Consider the following 20983-nt stretch of genomic DNA (forward strand, 5'->3'; position numbering starts at 1 on the left):
ACGTGACCCGTGAGGGTGCGGGCGGGCCGGGGGCGGGTCTCCTCGGAGGTTCGCCTACCCCGTCAGGACGGGGTGTCCTCGTCCTCGCCCTCCTCGTTTTCGGACAGCACCGGGGAGGCGTGGTGCGACCACATCTTCCAGCCGTCGGGTGTGCGGCGGAACACGTTGGTGGCGACCACCAGCTGGCCGACGAGCGGGCCGAGCTCCTCGCCGCCCTCGGGCGCGGGGCCGCCGCTGAGGATGTTCTCGGTACAGGTGACCAGGGCGGTGTCGCCGGTGACGGAGACATGCACGTCGGTGAGGAAGAACTGGATGTAGTCGGTGTTCGCCATGATCAGGGCGTACGACCGCAGGACCTCGCCGCGGCCGGTCAGCACGGGCCAGCCGGGATGCACGCAGGAGACCACGCCGGCGTCCGCCGGGTCGTGGTACTCCTCGTCGATGCCCAGGTCGCCGGGGGTGAGCCAGAGGGAGGACAGTTCCTCGAAATCGCCGCGCTCCAGGGCCTCGTAGAAGGCGGTGTTGGCGGCCTCGACCTGCTCGACGTCGGTGTGGGGGGCGCTCACCGGGCTCCCTCTGCGCCGGGGGCGGTCGCGCGGGGCGCGTGCTCGGTGGTGCGCGCCTCCTCCACGGCGCGCGCGACCCGTACCGCGTCCGCGGTGGCGCGCACCTCGTGCACGCGCACCGCCCACGCGCCGGCGTGCGCCGCGAGCGCGGAGACGGCGGCCGTCGCGGCGTCGCGCTCGCGCGCGGGCGGCGGCGCGCCCTGCGGCCCCGCGAGGACGCGCCCGAGGAACCGCTTGCGGGAGGCGGCTACGAGGAGCGGGTGGCCGAGGACGAGCAGACGGTCGAGGTGGGCCAGGAGCGTGAGGTCGTGCTCGGCGTCCTTGGAGAAGCCCAGGCCCGGGTCGACGACGACGCGGTCGGGGGCGATGCCGCCGGCCAGGACGGCCTCCACGCGCGCGCGGAGTTCGTCGACGACCTCGGTGACGACGTCGTCGTACACGCCCTTGACGTTGCCGCCCTCCAGGAAGCCGCGCCAGTGCATGACGACGAAGGGGGCGCCGGAGGCGGCGACGACGGGGATCATCGCGGGGTCCGCGAGGCCGCCGCTGACGTCGTTGACGAGGCGGGCGCCGGCGGCGAGGGCGCGTTCGGCGACGGATGCGCGCACGGTGTCGACGGAGACGGTGACGCCCTCGGAGGCGAGATCGCGCACCACGGGGATGACGCGCTTGAGTTCCTCGGCCTCGTCGACGCGGGTGGCGCCCGGCCGGGTGGACTCGCCGCCGACGTCGACCAGGTCCGCGCCCTCGGCGACCAGCTCGAGACCGTGTTTGACGGCGGCCGTGGTGTCGAAGAAGCGGCCGCCGTCGGAGAAGGAATCGGGGGTGACGTTCACGACTCCCATGACCGCGCAGCGGTCCCACTCGGGAAGGCCCGCGACGCGCCCGCGTCCGCTCTGCTTGCTCATACGTTCAGCGTAGGCCCAGGACCGGGGCGTACGACGCCACGGTCCGCGGCGGAACACGACGGCCCGGACGCGAACCCCTCGGGCTGGAGGGGAGGGACCCGCGTCCGGGCCTGTCCTTCGCGGCGTGCGGCCGCTCCGGTGGTCCCGTCCGGTCGGCGGCTCACGCCACGCGCTCGTGGTTCCTCACGCGGCGCGTACGTCGCGCTCCGCGACGGAGTGGGCGCACACGCGCGGCGCGGGCCTGCGGCGGCGCAGGAAGCGCGGCAGCGGCAGGGCGAGGTTGACGAAGCCCTCCGCCTGCATGGCGGCGAAGCCGATGCGGGGCAGGTCCGCCGAGGCGCGGTAGACGACGAAGCGGGGTTCCCAGCGGGGCTGGAACTTCGCGTTGAACTTGTACAGCGACTCGATCTGGAACCAGCGCGAGAGGAAGACCAGCAGCCCGCGCCAGGCGCGCAGCACCGGGCCCGCGCCGATCTTCTCGCCGCGCGCGAGGGCCGAGCGGAACATCGCGAAGTTGAGCGACACGCGCGTGATGCCGAACTTCGGGGCCGCCTGGAGGGCGGCGACGATGAGGAGTTCGTTCATGCCGGGGTCGGCCGAGCGGTCGCGGCGCATCAGGTCCAGCGAGGCGCCGTCCTCGCCCCAGGGGACGAAGTGCAGGATCGCCTTCAGGTCGCCGTACTCGCCCGGCTCGTCGTCGGCCTTGTGGGCGGTGGCGATCAGGCAGTCGCCGTCGGCGGTGTCGCCGATCCGGCCCAGGGCCATGGAGAAGCCGCGCTCGGTGTCGGTGCCGCGCCAGTCCTCGGCGGCCTGCCGGATACGCGCCAACTCGGTGTCGCCGAGGTCACGTACACGTCGTACCCGGGTTTCGTAACCGGCGCGCTCGATGCGCTTGACCATCTGGCGCACGTTGCGCATCGCGCGGCCGGCGAGGGAGAAATCCGCGACGTCCACCACCGCCTCGTCGCCCAGTTCCAGGGCGTCGAGGCCGGTCTCGCGGGTCCACACCTCGCCGCCCGTCTCCGAGCAGCCCATGACGGCGGGCGTCCAGGAGTGGGCCTTGGCCTCGTCCATGAAGCGCTCGATGGCGCCCGGCCAGGCCTCGACGTCGCCGATGGGGTCGCCGCTGGCGAGCATCACGCCGGAGACGACGCGGTACGTCACCGCCGCCTTGCCGCTGGGCGAGAAGACGACCGCCTTGTCGCGCCGCAGGGCGAAGTGGCCGAGGGAGTCGCGCCGGCCGTGCTTCTCCAGCAGCCCGCGCAGGAGCGCCTCGTCCTCCGGGGTCAGCCGGGCCGCCGGGTGCTCGGGGCGGAACGCCAGGTAGATCGTCGTCACCGCGGTGAGCAGCCCCAGGGCGCCCAGGGAGAAGCCGACGGTCCAGGAGGTGTTGCCCTGGTAGTCGACCGGGCCCTCGAAGCCGAAGAGGCCGTAGAGGACGTGCGTAATGCGATCGGCCAGGCTCGGGTCGCCGACCATGCGATTCGGGTGGACGCTGACGATGATCAACCCGAGAACGAGGGATCCGGCGCCCATGAGGACGAAGTTGGCGAGCGCGCGCCACCGGCTGCGCGGGTCGGGCAGCGCGCGGAACTGGTCGCGGTGGCGCAGCAGCGGCGCGAGCAGCGCCAGCGAGATGACCATCCCGATCAGGGAGTGGCGGTACGTGAACTGCGCGACGGCGCCCGCCGGCAGCAGCGCCACCGCGGCCCGCCAGGCGCGCCGCTTGCCCCGCCTGAGTCCGTGCGCGAGCAGCAGCAACAGCACGCCGGCGCTGAGCGAGAGCGCGGCCGCGAACGGCCCGAACGCTCCCGGCAGCACCTCGGCGATGGTGTGCATACGGCTGTGCCGGAAGCGTGGGAAGACGCCCGCGGCGATGTCCAGGACGCCCACGAGCGCGCAGGCCCGGGCGACGAGGACGGGGACGGCCTCGGGGCGCGGACCTCGCAGTACGCGCCGAGCGTTGCGTGATCGAGAGGGAACCCCGCCCGACATTTCCTCATCTGTCCTGACAGACATCGCATCCCGTAGTTCTGCGAGAGACCTTGAATCCGGTGCCGATCGGGGCATCCGGCGACATTGCGCCCTCTAGGACGGTGTCTCGGGGAGCAAGGTTCCAGCGTCTCCCCAAAGCCGGTCCAAAGGCCGAGGAAAGTCCCGGGCAAGCCCTTGCGAAGACGTGGGGGAGCCGGTTGAGAACCGCAGGCAGGAAGCAGGTCATGGGTCTTACGAGCAACAAAGTGCTGTGTCTGGCGGTCGCGTTCGCCGTGCTGCTGTTCGTCGGCACGGTGTGGCTGTGGCCGCGTCTGGCGCGGCGGCACTGGCGGGCCGTCGGCGGGCGGGTGGGCCTGCTGCTCGGCACCCAGCTGGCCCTCTTCGCCTCCCTGGGCCTCGCCGCCAACCAGTCCTTCGGTTTCTACGCCAGCTGGGCGGACCTGTTCGGTCAGGAGAAGGACCAGGGCGTGGTGGTCAACCACACGGCGCTCGGCGGCTCGGGCGGCCCGCTGGAGGTGATCGACACGTCGAACGTGCGGGGAGCCGGCGGAGCACCGCCGCAGTCCGGCGGGCAGATCCAGAAGGTCGACATCGTCGGCCGCCGCACCCACATCGCCACGCCCGCGTACGTGTATCTGCCGCCGGAGTACTTCCAGCCGCGGTACCGCACCCGGACCTTTCCCGCGACCGTCGTTCTCACCGGATATCCGGGTACGGCGCAGGCGCTCGTGGACAAACTGCGCTATCCGAGCACGGCGGAGGCGCTCGCGAAGAACGGGCGTATGCAGCCGATGATCCTGGTGATGCTGCGGCCGACGGTCGCGCCGCCGCGGGACACCGAGTGCGTGGACATCCCGGGCGGCCCGCAGACGGAGACGTTTTTCGCCAAGGATCTGCCGGACGCCGTAATCGCGCACTACAGGGTGGGCAGAAAACCGGCAGGCTGGGGGATCATCGGCGACTCCACCGGCGGCTACTGCGCACTGAAACTCGCCATGCACCATCCCGGGTCCTACGCCGCCGCAGCGGGGCTGTCGCCGTACTACAAGGCGCCCCTCGACCCCACTACGGGCGATCTCTTCCAGGGTGACAGGAATCTGCGGGACCGGGCGGATCTGTGGTGGTGCCTCAAGCACCTGCGCGCCCCCGACACTTCACTGCTCGTCACCAGCAGCCGGATCGGGGAACACAACTACAAGGACACCCTGAAGTTCATTTCGCGCGTGCAGGCCACCCGGTTGACGCGGATCTCGTCGATCATCCTCGACAGCGGAGGTCACAACTTCAACACGTGGCGGCGCGAGATTCCGGCGACACTGCAGTGGATCAGCGGGCGGCTGAGCGACCGGTGACAGGGGATTCGGCGGGTTCGGGAGATGATGATCTTGCCGAATTGGCGGGAGCCATTTCCTGATGCCCTGTGAACGTTTCGTTATGGCTGTGTTTTTGCGGGGCGGGGCGCCATGGGTCGCCTACGCGCGGTAAGTTTCTGGCCATGCCACGTGGACGTCACCGCCATTCCCCGCCTCTGCACAGGCTGTTGCCGCCGTCGGCGATAGCAGGCGTCTCCCTTGTCTGCGCCTTCGGCCCCTGGGTCTTCTCCTCCATGGCGGCGCTCCGCGTCGTCGCCGCGTTCGCCGCCGCCACGGCCGTCGTGGGCGCGGCCGTCATGCGCCGCTGGGACGCGCAGGCCGGCAAACAGGTGGCCGACCTCACGCGCGCGCGTGCGAGCGACGAGTGGCGGCACGAGGAGCGGGTCGCCGAGCTGGAGGCCGACCTCGACGAGTCGCGCGAGCTGCGCACCAAGCTGGAGCAGCGGCTGCGGGCCAAGCGGGCGGAACTGGCGGGCCTGCGCAACGAACACGCGGCCCTGCTGCGGCGGTACGCCACGGCGGAGACCGAGCGGGCGAGCGCCCTGGAGGGCCGCCGGCTGCTCGAGATAGAGGCGGGGGATCCCACCCCCGCGCGCGCGTTGCCGCCGGTGCCGGCCCAGGAGGCGGAGCCCCCGACGGACGCCGAGGCTGTGGCTGCCTCGCCGGCCGACGACGAGACGGCGGCCGACGAGGACGACAGGAGCGAGACTTCCGCCGTCTTCTCTCCCGAGGGGTCGCAGCTGTTCCTTCGGGCGAAGGCGGCGCTGGAGAAGTTCGACGAGGACGTCGAGGCAGACGTCGAAGAGGATGCCGCAGACGACGCCGAGGAGCGCTTCGAGGAGGACGGTGACGGTTCTCCGGAGGGCGACGACGGTGTGAGCGGTGAGAGCGTGGAGAGCGGTACCGAGGACGGCACCGGTCCTGAGGACGACGGCTCCCCGAAGGGCGACGGCCCCGGCAAGGGCGACGGTCCGGGGAAGGGTGACGGTCCGGGCAGGACCGGGTCCGCGAAGGGCGGGCCGGTGCGGGCGACCGCCGGTTCCGAGGGCCCTGCGCCTGAGACCGCCGCGAAGGGCGCCGCAGAGCCGGTCGCCACGGTGACCGGGGCCGCCGAGGACGACACGGAGGCCGCGGCGCGGGAGGACGAGGCGCAGGGGCAGCCCGAGGCGGCCGACGAGCACGAGCGCGCGGCCGCCACCCCTTCGGCCCGGACGCCCGTGCCGTCCGCGCAGCCCGTGCAGCAGCCCTCCGGGCACTTCGTCGAGCCGACCGCGGTGGCCGTCGTGCCGGCCGCGCCCGTGCGGCGCCCGTCGGTCGAGGGCGGCTTCGACTTCTTCGGCACCAAGAACGAGCCCTCGCCCGGCGACCTGGAGTCCGTGCAGAACGAGGACCTCGCCGACGTGGTCGGCCAAGAGGCGCTCGCTCTCCACAAGGCCGAGGCGGAGGCGGACTTCAAGCCCGCCGACGAGGAGGCGCGCGGTGTCGGCCAGGTGATCGACCTGACGGCGCACGACGAGACGGAACAGATCGACCTGCAGGGGCTGCGGGGCGTACGGAGCGCGGTCTCCTAGCCGGTCGGCCTCGCGGGGGTGGACCGGCCGAGGCCGCCCTGAGGGGGTCAGGCCATCCACCGGTCCGGCGGGGCGTCGCGGCGCCCCGTCCGTGACCGCTCCGCCTGCGCCCGCAGCAGCTCCGCCGCCTCCTGGGCATCCCTCAGCCGGGCCGTGACGGTCTTGTTGGCCCCCGTGTCCACGTGCACGTCGGCGAGCCGCCACAGCCGCTTCCAGGGCCCTTGCGTCAGCCGCACGCTCTGCACCTTCGCGTGCGGCACGAGGGTCAGGCGCCGTCGCAGCAGGCCGTGCCGGGCGGCGAACACCGCCTCGGTGACGGCGAGTCCGTACCCGCGCCACCACACCGGCACACACCACCAGGCGCGGCGCGGAGGCCGTGACAGCGCCGCGGCCTCCGGCACGCTCACCCCGGGCAGCACGCGCGCGACGACGGCCTCCGCGAGCTCGCGCGGAGCGACCGGCACGAGCACGGAGTTGGACGACCCGGCCACGTCCAGCTCCACCCGGACCCAGCCGCGCCGCCGCCACAGCAGCGGCTCCACGATCCGCACGGCCTGCACGCGCCCGGGCGGCACCGTCTCGTGCGTACGGTCCAGCAGCCCGTGGTCGATGCGCAGCCCGTCCGGCGACTCGCCCACTGTCCAGTCGTACTCGCCGACGAAGCGCCCCACGCTGCTCGTGGCCGCCGCGCCGAGCAGGGGCACGCCGGTCGCCAGGACCGTCCACACGCTGTGGGTGGCCAGCCACAGCACAGGCGGTACGACGAGGGCGGCGGCGAGGGCGCCCCAGGTGGAGCCCGTCAGCACAAGGGAGATCGCAAGCTGGAAGGGGGGCGTGCGCAGCAGCTCGCGCGCCGGCGCCTCCCCGACTTCGTGCGCCGTCTCGGGCGCGAAACCGGCGGCGCGTGCCAGGAGTTCCGCGCGGAGCGCGCGCGCCTCGCGCTCCCCGAGAAAGGCGAGTTCGTCCTTCTTGTCGGCCCCTATGACGTCGAGTTTCAGCTTCGCGACGCCCGCCACGCGCGCGAGAAGCGGCTGGGTGACGTCGATGGCCTGGACCCGTTCGAGTCGGATGTGCGCGGTGCGCCGGAACAACAGCCCGGTGCGGATGCGCAGTTCGCTCTCCGTCACGGCGAAGTGCGTGAACCACCAGCTGAGGAAGCCGTACAGGGCGGCGACCGGCACGAGGACGGCGAGCCCGATCAGCAGGGCGGTGGTCGTCAGCCGGGTCAGCTGGCGCTGCGCCTGGTCGGGGTCGTGCAGAGCCCACCCGATGACCACCGCGACCGGCGCCCAGGCCCGCCTGAGGGGCGTCACGGGATGCAGCCGCCGCTCGGCGACCGGATTCCTCTTCCGTACGGCGTCGTCGACGCCCTGCGCGGTCACAGGCCCGCCGATCGGGCCTCGCCGAGTTCGGTGAGGCGGTCGCGCAGGCGTTCCGCCTCGGCCGGGTCCAGGCCCGGGATGGTGGCGTCGGTCGCCGCGGCCGCCGTGTGCAGCTGCACGCTGGCCAGCCCGAAGTGCCGCTCGACCGGCCCGGAGGTCACCTCCACCAGCTGCATGCGCCCGTACGGCACGACCGTCTCCTCGCGCCACAGCACGCCCCGGCTGATCAGCAGGTCGTCGGCGCGCTCGGCGTACCGCCAGGAGCGCCAGTTGCGGCCGAGCAGCACCCAGCCCCAGGCCGTCAGCGCGAGCGGCAGCAGGGCGAAGGCCGCCCAGGCCGGTCCGGCGAGCAGGCCGAGCAGCACGCCCAGGACGAGGGCGAGCAGCCCCAGCCACACCACGAGCAGCAGCCGTCGCATGCGCAGCAGCCCGGGCGGCAGTCCGCGCCACATCGGCTCCGTCGTACCGTCCCCCCGCGTGCCCGTGTCCTGCGGGCTCCCCGTTTCCATGGGGCCAGCGTACGTAGGGGAGACTGTGTCCATGACTCCCACGACGGAGACCATGGTCGGTATCGGCGGCGCCGCGGAGAGCACCGACATGGTGCTCAACATCGGACCCCAGCACCCCTCCACGCACGGCGTGCTGCGTCTGCGGCTGGTGCTGGACGGCGAGCGGATCACGCATGCCGAGCCCGTGATCGGCTACATGCACCGGGGCGCGGAGAAGCTCTTCGAGGCGCGCGACTACCGCCAGATCATCATGCTCGCCAACCGCCACGACTGGCTGTCGGCCTTCTCGAACGAGCTGGGCGTCGTCCTCGCCGTCGAGCGCATGCTCGGCATGGAGGTGCCTACGCGCGCGGTGTGGACGCGCACGCTCCTCGCGGAGCTGAACCGGGTGCTCAATCACCTGATGTTCCTCGGCTCCTACCCGCTGGAACTCGGCGGCATCACCCCGGTGTTCTACGCGTTCCGGGAGCGGGAGGTCCTCCAGAACGTCATGGAGGAGGTCTCCGGCGGCCGGATGCACTACATGTTCAACCGCGTCGGCGGCCTGAAGGAGGACCTGCCGGCGGGCTGGGCCGCACGCGCCCGTGCCGCCGTCGCCGACGTGCGCTCGCGCATGGACCGCTTCGACGACCTGGTGCTCGGCAACGAGATCTTCCGTGGGCGCACGCGCGGCGTGGGGCCGCTCTCGCCCGCCGCGGTGCACGCCTACGGCGTGAGCGGGCCGATCGCGCGCGCCTCGGGCGTGGACTTCGACCTGCGCCGCGACGAGCCGTACCTGGCCTACGGCGAGCTTCAGGACACCCTGAAGGTCGTCACCCGGCAGGAGGGCGACTGCCTCGCCCGCTTCGAAGTGCTCCTGGAGCAGACCCACAACGCCCTCGACCTCGCCGACGCCTGCCTCGACCGGCTCGCCGACCTCCCGCCGGGGCCGATCAACCAGCGGCTCCCCAAGGTCCTCAAGGCGCCCGAGGGCCACACCTACGCCTGGACCGAGAACCCCCTCGGCATCAACGGCTACTACCTCGTGAGCAAGGGCGAGAAGACCCCGTACCGGCTGAAGCTCCGCTCCGCGTCGTACAACAACATCCAGGCGCTCGTGGAGCTGCTGCCCGGGACGCTGGTCGCGGACATGGTGGCGATCCTGGGGTCGCTGTTCTTCGTGGTCGGGGACATCGACAAGTAAGCGGTCGTGGCCGGAGCGCGGCGGGTCGGTCGTGGTGCGGGTCTTCAGGCGATCGGCGCGGCCGGGATTCCCACCGGCTGCAGCAGCCAGCCGAAGTCCCCTAGGCCGCCCGGAGCCGTGAGCTCGGCGGCGTCCCCGGCGCTCGCGAGGGCGCGTACGTAGGCCGCGGGTTGCGTGGACGCCAGCGTGAGCGGGGGGCGTGCGCCGGTGATACCAAGAGCGCGCAGGGCGTCGCGCTGGCGCAGGAGGCGCGCGCGGGGAACGGAGGGCGCGGCGGAGCGCGCCGTACGCGCCCCTGTCTGCGCCGCTTCGCGCGCTGTGTGCGCCCCCACCGTGGCCTCCCCGCGCGCCGCGCACGCGTCCAGCGCGACGTGCGCCGTGATGTCGCACGACCCGTCCGGCACGGGCGCCGTCTCGCGCCCCGCGCGAAATCCGGTGAGCGTCCCGAACAGGGGGCGCGCGGCCACGGTGTGCGCGTAGTCCACGGCGACCGCGAGCCCCCGGTCGACCGTGGCGACCGCCCCCGCCCAGGCCTCGTCCCGGGGCAGCCCGATCTCGGCCCGCAGCCCTTCCTCGCCGCCCCCCGACGCCCCGCCCTCGCCGCCCAGCGGCCACCACCGCGCCAGCCACTCCGCCTCGGCCCCGTCGACCGGGTCGCCGAGGCGTTCGGTCCCGTCCCGGCGTACGAGGACCCGGCGCGGCACGCCCTCGGAGTCCACCTCGGCGATGTCGAGGGGCACGTTGTCGAGCCACTCGTTGGCGAACAGCAGGCCGGTGACGCCGTGCGGCGGCCCGGACAACCACTGCACGCGGTCGTCCAGGCCGGCGGGGCGGCCGGCGACCTCGACGGCGTACACGCGCGTGCGTGCGGCCACGTCGGCAGGCAGGGCGGCCAGGACGCCGGCGGCCAGTTCGCCCCGTCCCGCCGCCATGTCGACGAAGTCCAGCCGGGCGGGCCGGGCCAGAGCCTCGTCGACCCGGCACAGCAGCCCCGCCACGGCCTCGGCGAACAGCGGCGACGCGTGGACGGACGTACGGAAGTGCCCGGCCGGTCCCTCGGGCCGGCGGTAGAAGCCCTCCGGCCCGTACAGGGCCGCCTCCGTCGCCGCCCGCCAGCCGTGCCACTCGCCCGCCGCCGCTTCCGTCACCGGCCCAGGCTAAGCGCACAGGCGAACGGGGCCTCCACCTTGCGGAGTATGCGCGCCCGGCGCGGATCGGCCCTCCGGTTGACCCCTGCACGCATCTCGCTTCCCTACGCTGGGTTACGTGCAGCGCCTCTATGACTTCCTCCGCAGACACCCGACCGGGGTCGACACCTTCTGGGCCGTCTTCCTGTTCGGGATCTCGCTGGTCAGCGGGGTCAGCCATCCGGACACCCGGGGCACGGCGGCGCTGGCACTGATCGTTCCGATCTCGCTGCTGCTGTGCCTGGTGATCGCCCTGCGGCGGCGGATGCCGGAGAAGATGCTGCTGCTGACCATCGGCCTCGGCGTGGCCCAGCTCGCCCTGGACGTCGCGACGATGCCCGCCGACTTCGCGATGCTGGTGATCGTCTACACGGTGGCCGTGATGGGTGCCCGCTGGGCCTCCCGCATCGCGCTGGCCGTCGGCTTGTCGGCCGCGACCGCGGCGGAGATCCGCTGGCCCGTGGAGAACTCCAGCTCCCTGGGCCATGTGGCGGTGGTGATCTTCCAGACGGTGCCGTTCGCGCTGGCCTGGGTGCTCGGTGACTCCATCCGCACCCGGCGCGCCTACTTCGCGCAGCTGGAGGAGCGCAACGCCCGGCTGGAGAAGGAGCGCGAGGCGCAGTCCAAGGTCGCGGTGGCGGCCGAACGCGCCCGGATCGCGCGCGAGCTGCACGACGTGGTCGCGCACAACGTGTCGGTGATGGTGGTGCAGGCCGACGGCGCCGCCTACGTCCTCGACACCGCCCCCGACCAGGCCAAGAAGGCCCTGGAGACCATCTCCTCCACCGGTCGCCAGGCGCTCGCCGAGATGCGCCGCCTGCTGGGCGTGCTGCGCACCGGCGAGCACAAGGAGGTCGGCGAGTACGTGCCGCAGCCCGACGTCGAGCAGATCGACGAGCTGATCGAGCAGTGCCGCACCTCCGGCCTGCCCGTCGACTTCAAGGTCGAGGGCACCCCGCGCCCGCTGCCCAGCGGCGTCGAGCTGACCGCGTACCGCATCGTCCAGGAGGCGCTGACCAACACCCGCAAGCACGGCGGGCCCAACGCGGGCGCGAGCGTGCGGCTGGTGTACTTCGACGACGGCCCTGGGGCTGCTCGTCGAGGACGACGGCAAGGGCGCCCCGCACGAGCTGTACGAGGAGGGCGGCGCCGACGGACAGGGGCACGGCCTGATCGGGATGCGCGAGCGGGTCGGTATGGTCGGCGGCACCCTGGACGCGGGCCCGCGCCCGGGCGGCGGATTCCGCATCAGTGCGCTGCTGCCCCTGAAATCCGCGCACTGAGCCGCGCGTGCGTACACCGTTGACACCCGTAATGCCCATGGAACGATCCAGCCGACGTGAACGGAAGAGGCCCCGATGACGATCCGCGTGATGCTCGTCGACGACCAGGTGCTGCTGCGCACCGGGTTCCGGATGGTGCTCGCCGCGCAGCCGGACATGGAGGTCGTCGCGGAGGCGGGGGACGGCGTCGAGGCGCTTCAGGTGCTGCGTTCGACCGACGTGGACGTCGTCCTGATGGACGTCCGCATGCCCAAGCTCGACGGTGTGGAGACCACCCGGCGCATCTGCCAGGACGAGGACCCGCCGAAGGTGCTGATCCTGACGACGTTCGACCTCGACGAGTACGCCTTCTCCGGGCTGAAGGCGGGCGCCTCCGGGTTCATGCTCAAGGACGTGCCGCCCGGTGAGCTCCTGCACGCCATCCGTGCCGTGCACAGCGGGGACGCGGTGGTGGCGCCGTCGACCACGCGCCGGCTGCTCGACCGGTTCGCGCCGATGCTGCCGAGCGCCGGCAAGGAGCCCCAGCACAAGGAGCTGGAGCGGCTCACCGAGCGCGAGCGCGAGGTGATGGTGCTGGTCGCGCAGGGTCTGTCGAACGGCGAGATCGCGGCCCGGCTCGTGCTGTCCGAGGCGACGGTGAAGACCCACGTCGGCCGCATCCTGACCAAGCTGGGGCTCAGGGACCGGGTGCAGGTGGTGGTGCTGGCGTACGAGACGGGGCTGGTGCGCGCGGGTGGGCACGGGTGATCCACGGGAGTGTGATCCCCGCGTGACCGGAGGCCACTAGGGTCTGCGCATGCTCCTGTGGATCAACGGCCCTTTCGGGGGCGGCAAGACCCAGACCGCGCATGAGATCCAGCGGCGCCTGCGGGGCAGCGTCATCTGCGACCCCGAGCACGCCGGTTTCGGTCTGCGCCGGATGCTTCCGCCCGAACTGCGCGGTGATTTCCAGGAGTTGGCGGCCTGGAGGCAGGGCGTGGTGGAGGTGCTGGACCTCGCCCTGACCCGGCACGAGGGGGTCGTCATCGCTCCCATGACGGTCACGGACTCCGGCTGCTTCGAGGAGACGGTGGGCCGGCTGCGCGAACTCGGCCACGACGTACGTCACTTCACGCTGCTGGCCCAGCGCGAGACCGTCCTGAAGCGGCTGCGTGAGCGCGGGCTGGGGCATTTCCTTCGGTTCGTCGGCGGAAAGGGCGCCCTCCCGGGGCGGGAGAGCTGGGCCGTGCGGCAGCTCGACCACTGCCTGGAGCGGCTGCGGGAGCCGGAGTTCGCCGAGCACCTGTGGACGGACCACTCGACCGTCCCGAAGACGGCGGACCGGATCGCCGTGCTCGCCGGGCTGACGCTGCGCCCCAACAACGAGGGCGCGCTGCGTACCCGGCTGCGGCAGGTACGGGTGGGCGTCCGGCACATCCGGTTCGACTGACCGATCGCGCGGGAGGCGCCCGGCCCATGCGCTACCTGAGGACGCCTTCCAGGAAGTCGCTGCCCAGGCGGGCCACCACCGTCACGTCCAGCTGGTGCTGGACGTACCGTCCGCGGCGGCGGGTGGTGATCAGTCCCGCCTTCTTCAGGACGCCCAGGTGCCGGGATATCTCGGGGGCGGTCATGCCGTGGATCTGCGCCAGCTCGCTCGTCGTGAACGCGCTGCGGGCGAGGCTGCGGCACAGTCTCATCCGCACCGGGTGGGACAGCGCGGTCATCCGCAGGGTGAGCTGCTGCACCGAGGGCGGGGCGGCGAGCTCGGGGGAGCCGACCGGGTAGTGGAGCACCGGCTGCCAGCCGTAGCGGTGCAGGACCATCAGGTGCGGCCAGCCCAGGCTCGTCGGCACCAGGAGCAGATCGCGGCCCGCCGTGGCGGTGCGGCCGCTGCCCAGTTTGTCGATCGTGATCACGCCGGCCGTCTCGTCCACGGTGACGGCGGGGGACACCGAGGCCAAGGCCTCGGTCAGCCCTCTGCGGCGCAGCAGATCCGTCTTGTGGCGTGCGTCGGCGGCGAGTTGGTGGCGCAGCCGGGACCAGGTCTCCGCGAAAAACGCCTCGTCGCAGTCCTGCAGGAACTGCCTGAGCCAGGCCCGGATGCGGGGCGGGTCGCTCAGCAGCCGTTCACCGAACCGCAGTTGCCGCGGACCGCGGGCGGCGGCCAGTTCCAGGGCGCGGCGGCGCAGGTCGGCGTCGGAGAGCGGTCCGGGGCCCGGCAGGCCGTAGGGGAGCGCGCAGGAGAACTCCAGTGCCGCGTCCACGAACTGCTCGTCGGACAGCTTGTCCAGCAGGTCCAGTTCCTCGGCGAGGGTCGCGCCGGGCAGAGCACCCGGGATGCCCGCGTACGGCAGGAAGAGGTCCGCGAACGTCGTCCGCCACAGGAAGTCGGCCTCGCACAACCGGTCGGCCAGGTGCGAGTCCAGCCGGGCGGTCACGCCGGTCACCCAGCCCTGTAGCCCTGGGTGGTGGCCCGGCTCGGACAGCGCGTGCAGCGCCATGCAGAGCTCGGCCAGGGGGGAGGGGACGACGGCGACCCTCTCCGGCCGCAGCCCCGCGATGTCGATGCGCACGCTCATGACCTCATGGTGCACCCCGCCACTGACAACGCCGACCCCGATTGACGGCGCCCGTCAATCGGCACGACTTCCCGGCCGGCGCGGCGCAGCCTGGGACCCCGGGGCAGCCGCGGAGCCCACGAATACTCGCCTCCACGTCCCGAGAGGGCCATCGGCCATGAGCATCACCCAGCAGTACTTCCTCGACGCCTACCGCGCCCGGCAGGCCGGCGAGCCCGCCCCGCCCGCGCCGGGCGCGAACGACTGGCAGGTCGTGCGCGAGTGGCGCGACCAGCGCGAGTTCCGCGCGGTCGTCGCCGGGCGCCCGGCCCACGGGACGATACGGCTCGCACTGGGCCGGTGGCTGCATCGGCGGCAGCGCTCTACCTGCTGACACCCGCGGTCGTACCGGCCTCTCCCGCCTTGCCGGCCTCCTCGGTGAGGCGGGAGACGAACTCCGCGACCGCCGACCGTACGTCGTCGGCCGTCCACTCCAGGGCCTCGGCGCGCACGCTCACCTCGGTGGCGGCGACACCCGGGCCCTTCTCGGCCCAGCCGTTCGCGAAGAGAACGGTCCTCGTCTCCTCGCCCTGCCGGATCGCCGCCTCCGAGAGCACGTCGACGTCGTACGGCAGCCAGACCTGGAACTCGTGTGTGTGCGGGGTGCCGGGGTGCACGCGCGCCCAGGGCACCCCGGCCGCCGCGAACCCCTCGCGGAGCGCGGCGGCCACCACGCGCGCGTGGGCGACGTACTCGGGCAGCCGGGGCAGTTCGCGCTCCAGTCCGGCGAGGGCCGACAACACGGTCGGGAACTGCTGGAAGATCTGGCCGCCGTAGCGGTGCCGCCAGGCCTTCGCCTCGTCGATCAGCGGCTTCGGGCCGGCGAGGGCGGCACCGCCGTAGCCGCCGAGGGACTTGTAGAACGACACGTAGACGCTGTCGGGGAGGGACGCGATCTCGTGCAGAGGGCGGCCGAAGTGCGTGGTGGTCTCCCACAGGCGCGCGCCGTCGAAGTGCACCACCGCGTCGCGCTCGCGCGCCGCGTCCACGACCGCGGTGAGCTCCTCCCAGGTGGGCAGTACGAAACCGGCGTCCCTGAGGGGCAGTTCGAGCATCAGCGCCCCGAAGGGCTCCTCGAAGTCGCGCACCTCGCCGGCGGTGGGCAGCCGCGGTTCGCTCGTCAGGCGCACCGGGCGCAGTCCGCTGACCCGGCTGAACGCGTCGCGTTCGTGCACCTCGGGGTGGGCGAGGGCGTGCAGGGCGACCGTCCGGTCCCCGGTGCGGCCCGCCCAGCAGCGCAGGGCCACCTGCTGGGCCATCGTGCCCGTCGGGAAGAACGCGGCGGCCTCCGTGCCGAGCAGCCCGGCGACCTTCGTCTCCAGGGTCTCCACGACGCCGTCGCCGTAGACGTCCGACGGCTGGTCGAGGTCGTGGACGTCGCCCACGCCGTCCAGCAGCGCCAGGCGCTCCCGGAGCGTGCCCAGATGACCGGGGCGCCCGAGCACGCGCCGCGCGCCCCGCAACGCACTGACGCGCCGTGCGCGCCGGCGCCTGCCCCGCTCGTCCTCGGACACCGGCTCCGCTGCCTGCCCGTCCTGCTTCACCGCATCGCTCATGACCCGGATCATGCCCGCCGCCGCTCGGTGCGAGCACCCCGATTTCCACCGGCCTTCGAGCGGTGCGGGCAACGTGCGATAACCCACAGCCTGTGGACAACCGGACGCCCCCGGAACCGATCGCGTTAACATGACGAGAAATCGTCCGGTACCCGGAGCGGACTGGAACGGGAAGGCCGCCGTCGCGTGAGTACAAGCCAACAGCCAGACCCCAGGGACCGTCCCGCGCGGCTCACCGTCGGCGTCGTCGGCGCCGGGCGTGTGGGCCCGGCACTCGCCGCGTCCCTCCAGCTGGCCGGGCACCGCCCGGTCGCCGTCTCCGGGGTCTCCGACGCCTCTCGCCGGCGGGCAGCCGAGATGCTGCCCGACGTGCCCGTCGTCCCTGCCGCCGACGTGCTGCAGCGCGCCGACCTGGTCCTGCTGACCGTGCCGGACGACGCCCTGCCCGGCCTGGTCGAGGGCCTCGCCGAGACCGGGGCCGTCCGCCCCGGACAGCTGCTCGTGCACACCTCCGGGCGCTACGGCGCGAAGGTGCTGGACCCCGCCCTGCGCGCGGGCGCGCTGCCGCTGGCCCTGCACCCGGCGATGACGTTCACCGGCACCCCCGTCGACGTCCAGCGGCTCGCCGGATGCTCCTTCGGGGTCACCGCGCCGCAGGAGCTGCGGCTGGCAGCCGAGGCCCTCGTCATCGAGATGGGCGGCGAACCGGAGTGGATCGCCGAGGAGAGGCGCCCGCTGTACCACGCGGCGCTCGCCCTGGGCGCCAACCACCTGGTCACGCTGGTCGCCCAGTCCATGGAGCTGCTGCGCGAGGCAGGCGTCTCGGCCCCCGACCGGATGCTCGGCCCGCTGCTCGGCGCCGCCCTCGACAACGCCCTGCGCTCCGGCGACGCGGCCCTGACCGGCCCGGTCGCGCGCGGAGACGCCGGCACGGTCGCCGCCCACGTCATGGAGCTGCGCAAGCACGCCCCCCAGACCGTCGCCGGCTATCTGGCGATGGCCCGCGCGACCGCCGACCGGGCGCTCGCCCACGGCCTGCTCAAGCCGGAACTCGCCGAGGACCTCCTCGGGGTCCTCGCGACCGGCACCGACGGCGCCGAGGGAGACGCCCGATGACCACCACCCTGCTGCGCACCGCCGAAGAGCTCCACGCACGCACGCGTACCGGCCGTCGCGCCGTCGTGATGACCATGGGCGCCCTGCACGAGGGGCACGCCACCCTGATCCGCACCGCCCGGGAGATCGCCGGTCCGGACGGCGAGGTCGTCGTCACCGTCTTCGTGAACCCCCTGCAGTTCGGCGCGGGCGAGGACCTCGACCGCTATCCGCGCACCCTGGACGCCGACGTGAAGCTCGCCGGACTGTCCGGCGCGGACGTGGTGTTCGCGCCCTCCGTGGACGAGGTCTACCCGGGCGGCGAGCCCCAGGTGCGCGTCAGCGCGGGCCCGATGGGGGAGCGCCTGGAGGGCGCCTCCCGCCCCGGCCACTTCGACGGCATGCTCACCGTCGTCGCCAAGCTGCTGCACCTCACCCGCCCGGACGTCGCCCTGTACGGGCAGAAGGACGCCCAGCAGCTCGCCCTGATCCGCCGCATGGCACGCGACCTGAACTTCGGCGTCGAGATCGTCGGCGTCCCCACGGTGCGCGAGGAGGACGGCCTCGCCCTCTCCAGCCGCAACCGCTACCTCTCGCCCGCCGAACGGCGCACGGCGCTGAACCTCTCCCGCGCGCTGTTCGCCGGCCGCGACCGGCACGCGGCGCAGGAGGCGCTGCGCGCGCGGGCGCTGGCGGCACCCGCCACGCACGCGCGAGCCGAAGCGCTCAGCGCCCTCGGCGAGTCCCGCGCGGCCGCCGACGCCCACGCCGTCGCCAAGTCCCGCCCGGCCACGGCCCCGGGCGAGGACGCCGCGCGCCGCACCTTCCACGGCGCCCCCTCCGCCGTACGCGCCGCCGCCCGCCAGGTCCTCGACGACGCAGCGCGGCTCACGCCGCCCCTCCAGCTGGACTACCTCGCCCTGGTCGACCCCGCCGACTTCACCGAGATCGGGGACGACTTCACCGGCGAGGCCGTCCTCGCCGTCGCCGCCCGGGTCGGCACGACCCGGCTGATCGACAACCTCCCTCTCACCTTCGGAGCCGCCTCGTGACCAGCACAGGCATAAAACTGCACGCGCCCGCACCCGGCTGGGCCATCTCCGCCGACGTCGTGGTCGTCGGCTCCGGAGTCGCCGGCCTGACCGCCGCGCTGCGCTGCGAGGCCGCCGGTCTGAACACGGTCGTGGTCACCAAGGCCCGCCTCGACGACGGCTCCACCCGCTGGGCTCAGGGCGGCGTCGCCGCGGCCCTCGGCGAGGGGGACACCCCCGAACAGCACCTGGACGACACCCTGGTGGCCGGCGCCGGCCTGTGCGACCAGGAGGCCGTGCGCATCCTCGTCACCGAGGGCCCCGACGCCGTGCGCCGGCTCATCGCGACCGGCGCGCACTTCGACGAGTCCGAAGAGGGCGACCTGGAGCTCACCCGCGAGGGCGGCCACCACCGCCGCCGTATCGCCCACGCGGGCGGTGACGCGACCGGCGCGGAGATCTCCCGGGCGCTCGTGGAGGCGGTACGCGCGCGGGGGCTGCGCACGATCGAGAACGCGCTCGTGCTCGACCTGCTGACGGACGCCGACGGCCGTACGGCGGGCGTGAGCCTGCACGTCATGGGTGAGGGCCAGCACGACGGCGTGGGCGCCGTGCACGCCCCCGCCGTGGTCCTCGCGACCGGCGGCATGGGACAGGTCTTCTCCGCCACCACCAACCCCTCCGTCTCCACCGGTGACGGTGTGGCGCTCGCCCTGCGCGCGGGCGCGGAGGTCTCCGACCTGGAGTTCGTGCAGTTCCACCCGACCGTGCTGTTCCTCGGCCCCGACGCCGAGGGCCAGCAGCCGCTGGTCTCCGAGGCCGTACGCGGCGAGGGCGCCCACCTGGTCGACGCCGACGGGGTGCGGTTCATGGTCGGACAGCACGAACTGGCCGAGCTCGCGCCGCGGGACATCGTCGCCAAGGGCATCATGCGCCGCATGCAGGAGCGGGACGCCGAGCACATGTTCCTCGACGCCCGGCACTTCGGCGCCGACATGTGGGAGCACCGCTTCCCGACGATCCTCGCCGCCTGCCGCGCGAACGGCATCGACCCGGTCACCGAGCCCATACCGATCGCCCCGGCGGCCCACTACGCCTCCGGAGGCGTCCGTACGGACGCCCAAGGCCGCACCACCGTCCCGGGCCTGTACGCGTGCGGCGAGGTCGCCTGCACCGGCGTGCACGGCGCGAACCGGCTCGCCTCCAACTCCCTGCTGGAGGGCCTCGTCTACGCCGAGCGCATCGCGGCCGACATCGCGGCCGAGCGCGCGGCGGACGGCCTGCACGCGCGCGTGCCCGAACCGGTCGAGCACCCGGACCGGCCCGCGCACCCCCTCCTAGCCCCCGAGGACCGTTTCGCGATCCAGCGGATCATGGCCGACGGAGCGGGGGTCCTGCGCTCGGCACAGTCCCTGGAGAAGGCCGCCGACCAGCTCGACCGGCTGCACGCGGACGCCCGCGACGCCCTCGACGAGAACGGCAAGACCTCCGAGCCGGGCGTCGACACCTGGGAGGCCACCAACCTCCTGTGCGTGGCCCGCGTCCTGGTCACCGCGGCCCGCCTGCGCGAGGAGACGCGCGGCTGCCACTGGCGCGAGGACCACGCCGAGCGCGACGACGCCGCATGGCGCCGCCACATCGTCGTACGGCTGAATCCGGACCGCACACTCGCCGTACACACCACCGATAGCCCAGACTTCCCCCCGACCCGGCCGACTCGGCAGTCCCGGCAGCGCCCTCAGGAGCAGTGACAGAAGTGAGCACCCCCGACCTCCCCCTCGCGTCGAACGGCGGCTGCGGTGACGGCTGCGCCTGTGGCGCGGGCGCCGACGCGGACGCGGAATACCTGGAGTGCGGGCTCGACCCCGCGCTCGCCCAGCTCCTGGCCGACGCGGGACTCGACCCCGTGGAGGTCGAGGACATCGCCAACGTCGCCATCCAGGAGGACCTCGACCACGGCGTGGACGTCACCACCGTCGCGACCATCCCCGAGGACGCCGTCGCCACCGGCGACTTCACCGCGCGCGAGGCGGGCGTCGCGGCCGGCCTCAGGGTCGCGGAAGCGGTGCTCTCCGTGGTGTGCACGGACGAGTTCGAGGTCGAACGGCACGTGGAGGACGGCGAGCGGGTGGAGGCCGGGCAGAAGCTGCTGTCGGTCACCACGCGCACGCGTGACCTCCTCACCGCCGAGCGCAGCGCGCTCAACCTCCTGTGCCGCCTGTCCGGCATCGCGACCGCCACGCGCGCGTGGGCGGACGTGCTGGAGGGCACCAAGGCCCGGGTCCGCGACACCCGCAAGACGACGCCGGGGCTCAGGTCCCTGGAGAAGTTCGCCGTCCGCTGCGGCGGCGGCGTCAACCACCGGATGTCGCTGTCCGACGCTGCCCTGGTCAAGGACAACCACGTGGTCGCCGCGGGCGGCGTCGCGCAGGCCTTCAAGGCCGTCCGGGAAGCCTTCCCGGAGCTGCCGATCGAGGTCGAGGTCGACACCCTGCACCAGCTGCGCGAGGTCGTCGACGCGGGAGCCGACCTGATCCTGCTGGACAACTTCACGCCCGGCGAGTGCGAGGAGGCCGTCGCCCTCGTGCACGGCCGGGCCGCGCTGGAGGCCTCCGGACGGCTCACCCTCGACAACGCGCGCGCGTACGCGGACACCGGCGTGGACTACCTCGCCGTTGGAGCGCTCACCCACTCCTCCCCGATCCTGGACATCGGTCTCGACCTGCGAGCGGCGGAGTAGGTAC

17 protein-coding genes and 2 pseudogenes are annotated in these 20983 nt (G+C 73.2%); 11 read left to right on the forward strand and 8 right to left on the reverse strand.

The window, feature by feature from the left end; translation table 11 throughout:
- Window positions 1-62 precede the first annotated feature (62 nt).
- The 3 genes from LN251_RS15895 to LN251_RS15905 all read right to left on the reverse strand — a co-directional run bounded on the left by LN251_RS15895 (window position 63) and on the right by LN251_RS15905 (window position 3469).
- Entirely contained in the window at window positions 63-566 is a 504-nt protein-coding gene (locus LN251_RS15895; protein ID WP_458244997.1) for a nuclear transport factor 2 family protein, read from the reverse strand.
- Entirely contained in the window at window positions 563-1474 is a 912-nt protein-coding gene (gene folP / locus LN251_RS15900; RefSeq protein WP_458244998.1) for a dihydropteroate synthase, read from the reverse strand. Before folP ends, LN251_RS15895 begins: the two co-directional genes overlap by 4 nt.
- A gap of 183 nt (window positions 1475-1657) precedes the next feature.
- Entirely contained in the window at window positions 1658-3469 is a 1812-nt protein-coding gene (locus tag LN251_RS15905) for a phosphatidylglycerol lysyltransferase domain-containing protein (RefSeq protein WP_458244999.1), read from the reverse strand.
- Window positions 3470-3693: 224 nt separating this feature from the next.
- On the opposite strand from LN251_RS15905, the gene LN251_RS15910 reads away from it, so the two are divergent.
- The gene (locus LN251_RS15910) at window positions 3694-4821 is read left to right on the forward strand and encodes an alpha/beta hydrolase (protein WP_458245000.1); all 1128 of its coding nucleotides are present in this window, start codon (window positions 3694-3696) and stop codon (window positions 4819-4821) included.
- A gap of 143 nt (window positions 4822-4964) precedes the next feature.
- Complete coding sequence (locus LN251_RS15915) at window positions 4965-6413, forward strand: hypothetical protein (RefSeq protein ID WP_458245001.1); 1449 nt, start codon at window positions 4965-4967, stop codon at window positions 6411-6413.
- A 47-nt stretch (window positions 6414-6460) separates the two neighbouring features.
- Here LN251_RS15915 and LN251_RS15920 read toward each other — a convergent pair whose 3' ends face one another.
- Together LN251_RS15920 and LN251_RS15925 are read right to left on the reverse strand one after the other, a co-directional pair.
- Window positions 6461-7795 (reverse strand): PH domain-containing protein, encoded by a 1335-nt coding sequence (locus LN251_RS15920; RefSeq protein ID WP_458246730.1) that lies wholly within the window; start codon window positions 7793-7795, stop codon window positions 6461-6463.
- Window positions 7792-8304, reverse strand: a complete 513-nt coding sequence (locus LN251_RS15925; RefSeq protein ID WP_458245002.1) for a PH domain-containing protein — start codon at window positions 8302-8304, stop codon at window positions 7792-7794. The genes LN251_RS15920 and LN251_RS15925 overlap by 4 nt, the downstream gene beginning before the upstream one ends.
- A gap of 31 nt (window positions 8305-8335) precedes the next feature.
- On the opposite strand from LN251_RS15925, the gene LN251_RS15930 reads away from it, so the two are divergent.
- The gene (locus tag LN251_RS15930) at window positions 8336-9487 is read left to right on the forward strand and encodes an NADH-quinone oxidoreductase subunit D (protein WP_458245003.1); all 1152 of its coding nucleotides are present in this window, start codon (window positions 8336-8338) and stop codon (window positions 9485-9487) included.
- On the opposite strand, the pseudogene LN251_RS15935 reads toward LN251_RS15930, so the two are convergent.
- Window positions 9455-10635 (reverse strand): annotated as a pseudogene (locus LN251_RS15935) (SAM-dependent methyltransferase); the annotation flags it as partial. The gene LN251_RS15930 and the pseudogene LN251_RS15935 overlap by 33 nt on opposite strands.
- A gap of 118 nt (window positions 10636-10753) precedes the next feature.
- On the opposite strand from LN251_RS15935, the pseudogene LN251_RS15940 reads away from it, so the two are divergent.
- The 3 genes and pseudogenes from LN251_RS15940 to LN251_RS15950 all read left to right on the forward strand — a co-directional run bounded on the left by LN251_RS15940 (window position 10754) and on the right by LN251_RS15950 (window position 13386).
- Window positions 10754-11957: pseudogene (locus LN251_RS15940) on the forward strand (sensor histidine kinase).
- Window positions 11958-12032: 75 nt separating this feature from the next.
- Entirely contained in the window at window positions 12033-12704 is a 672-nt protein-coding gene (locus LN251_RS15945) for a response regulator (protein ID WP_058924012.1), read from the forward strand.
- A 49-nt stretch (window positions 12705-12753) separates the two neighbouring features.
- On the forward strand, window positions 12754-13386 hold the full coding sequence (locus LN251_RS15950; protein WP_458245004.1) for an AAA family ATPase: 633 nt from the start codon (window positions 12754-12756) through the stop codon (window positions 13384-13386).
- Between the two features lie 31 nt (window positions 13387-13417).
- Here the strand turns inward: LN251_RS15950 and LN251_RS15955 are convergent, their stop codons facing one another.
- Window positions 13418-14518 (reverse strand): DUF5937 family protein, encoded by a 1101-nt coding sequence (locus LN251_RS15955; RefSeq protein WP_458245005.1) that lies wholly within the window; start codon window positions 14516-14518, stop codon window positions 13418-13420.
- A 157-nt stretch (window positions 14519-14675) separates the two neighbouring features.
- On the opposite strand from LN251_RS15955, the gene LN251_RS15960 reads away from it, so the two are divergent.
- Entirely contained in the window at window positions 14676-14891 is a 216-nt protein-coding gene (locus tag LN251_RS15960) for a hypothetical protein (RefSeq protein ID WP_458245006.1), read from the forward strand.
- Here LN251_RS15960 and LN251_RS15965 read toward each other — a convergent pair.
- On the reverse strand, window positions 14881-16113 hold the full coding sequence (locus tag LN251_RS15965) for a threonine aldolase family protein (protein WP_458245007.1): 1233 nt from the start codon (window positions 16111-16113) through the stop codon (window positions 14881-14883). The genes LN251_RS15960 and LN251_RS15965 overlap by 11 nt on opposite strands.
- A gap of 186 nt (window positions 16114-16299) precedes the next feature.
- On the opposite strand from LN251_RS15965, the gene LN251_RS15970 reads away from it, so the two are divergent.
- The 4 genes from LN251_RS15970 to nadC are packed head-to-tail and all read left to right on the forward strand — an operon-like array spanning window position 16300 to window position 20979.
- Entirely contained in the window at window positions 16300-17229 is a 930-nt protein-coding gene (locus tag LN251_RS15970; protein WP_458245008.1) for a Rossmann-like and DUF2520 domain-containing protein, read from the forward strand.
- Entirely contained in the window at window positions 17226-18260 is a 1035-nt protein-coding gene (gene panC / locus LN251_RS15975; RefSeq protein ID WP_362994665.1) for a pantoate--beta-alanine ligase, read from the forward strand. Before LN251_RS15970 ends, panC begins: the two co-directional genes overlap by 4 nt.
- Window positions 18257-19990 (forward strand): L-aspartate oxidase, encoded by a 1734-nt coding sequence (locus tag LN251_RS15980; protein WP_458245009.1) that lies wholly within the window; start codon window positions 18257-18259, stop codon window positions 19988-19990. The genes panC and LN251_RS15980 overlap by 4 nt, the downstream gene beginning before the upstream one ends.
- 5 nt (window positions 19991-19995) lie before the next feature.
- On the forward strand, window positions 19996-20979 hold the full coding sequence (nadC, locus tag LN251_RS15985) for a carboxylating nicotinate-nucleotide diphosphorylase (protein WP_450711789.1): 984 nt from the start codon (window positions 19996-19998) through the stop codon (window positions 20977-20979).
- Window positions 20980-20983: the final 4 nt, after the last annotated feature.

The sequence above is a fragment of the Streptomyces sp. MAI_2237 genome (assembly GCF_054189285.1).

What these genes read in the sequence shown, in the direction of transcription:
- folP (WP_458244998.1), bottom strand. Translation starts at nt 1,474, where the DNA reads ATGAGCAAGCAGAGCGGACGCGGGCGCGTCGCGGGCCTTCCCGAGTGG.
- LN251_RS15905 (WP_458244999.1), bottom strand. Translation starts at nt 3,469, where the DNA reads ATGTCGGGCGGGGTTCCCTCTCGATCACGCAACGCTCGGCGCGTACTG.
- LN251_RS15910 (WP_458245000.1), top strand. Translation starts at nt 3,694, where the DNA reads ATGGGTCTTACGAGCAACAAAGTGCTGTGTCTGGCGGTCGCGTTCGCC.
- LN251_RS15915 (WP_458245001.1), top strand. Translation starts at nt 4,965, where the DNA reads ATGCCACGTGGACGTCACCGCCATTCCCCGCCTCTGCACAGGCTGTTG.
- LN251_RS15925 (WP_458245002.1), bottom strand. Translation starts at nt 8,304, where the DNA reads ATGGAAACGGGGAGCCCGCAGGACACGGGCACGCGGGGGGACGGTACG.
- LN251_RS15930 (WP_458245003.1), top strand. Translation starts at nt 8,336, where the DNA reads ATGACTCCCACGACGGAGACCATGGTCGGTATCGGCGGCGCCGCGGAG.
- LN251_RS15945 (WP_058924012.1), top strand. Translation starts at nt 12,033, where the DNA reads ATGACGATCCGCGTGATGCTCGTCGACGACCAGGTGCTGCTGCGCACC.
- LN251_RS15950 (WP_458245004.1), top strand. Translation starts at nt 12,754, where the DNA reads ATGCTCCTGTGGATCAACGGCCCTTTCGGGGGCGGCAAGACCCAGACC.
- LN251_RS15955 (WP_458245005.1), bottom strand. Translation starts at nt 14,518, where the DNA reads ATGAGCGTGCGCATCGACATCGCGGGGCTGCGGCCGGAGAGGGTCGCC.
- LN251_RS15960 (WP_458245006.1), top strand. Translation starts at nt 14,676, where the DNA reads ATGAGCATCACCCAGCAGTACTTCCTCGACGCCTACCGCGCCCGGCAG.
- LN251_RS15965 (WP_458245007.1), bottom strand. Translation starts at nt 16,113, where the DNA reads ATGAGCGATGCGGTGAAGCAGGACGGGCAGGCAGCGGAGCCGGTGTCC.
- panC (WP_362994665.1), top strand. Translation starts at nt 17,226, where the DNA reads ATGACCACCACCCTGCTGCGCACCGCCGAAGAGCTCCACGCACGCACG.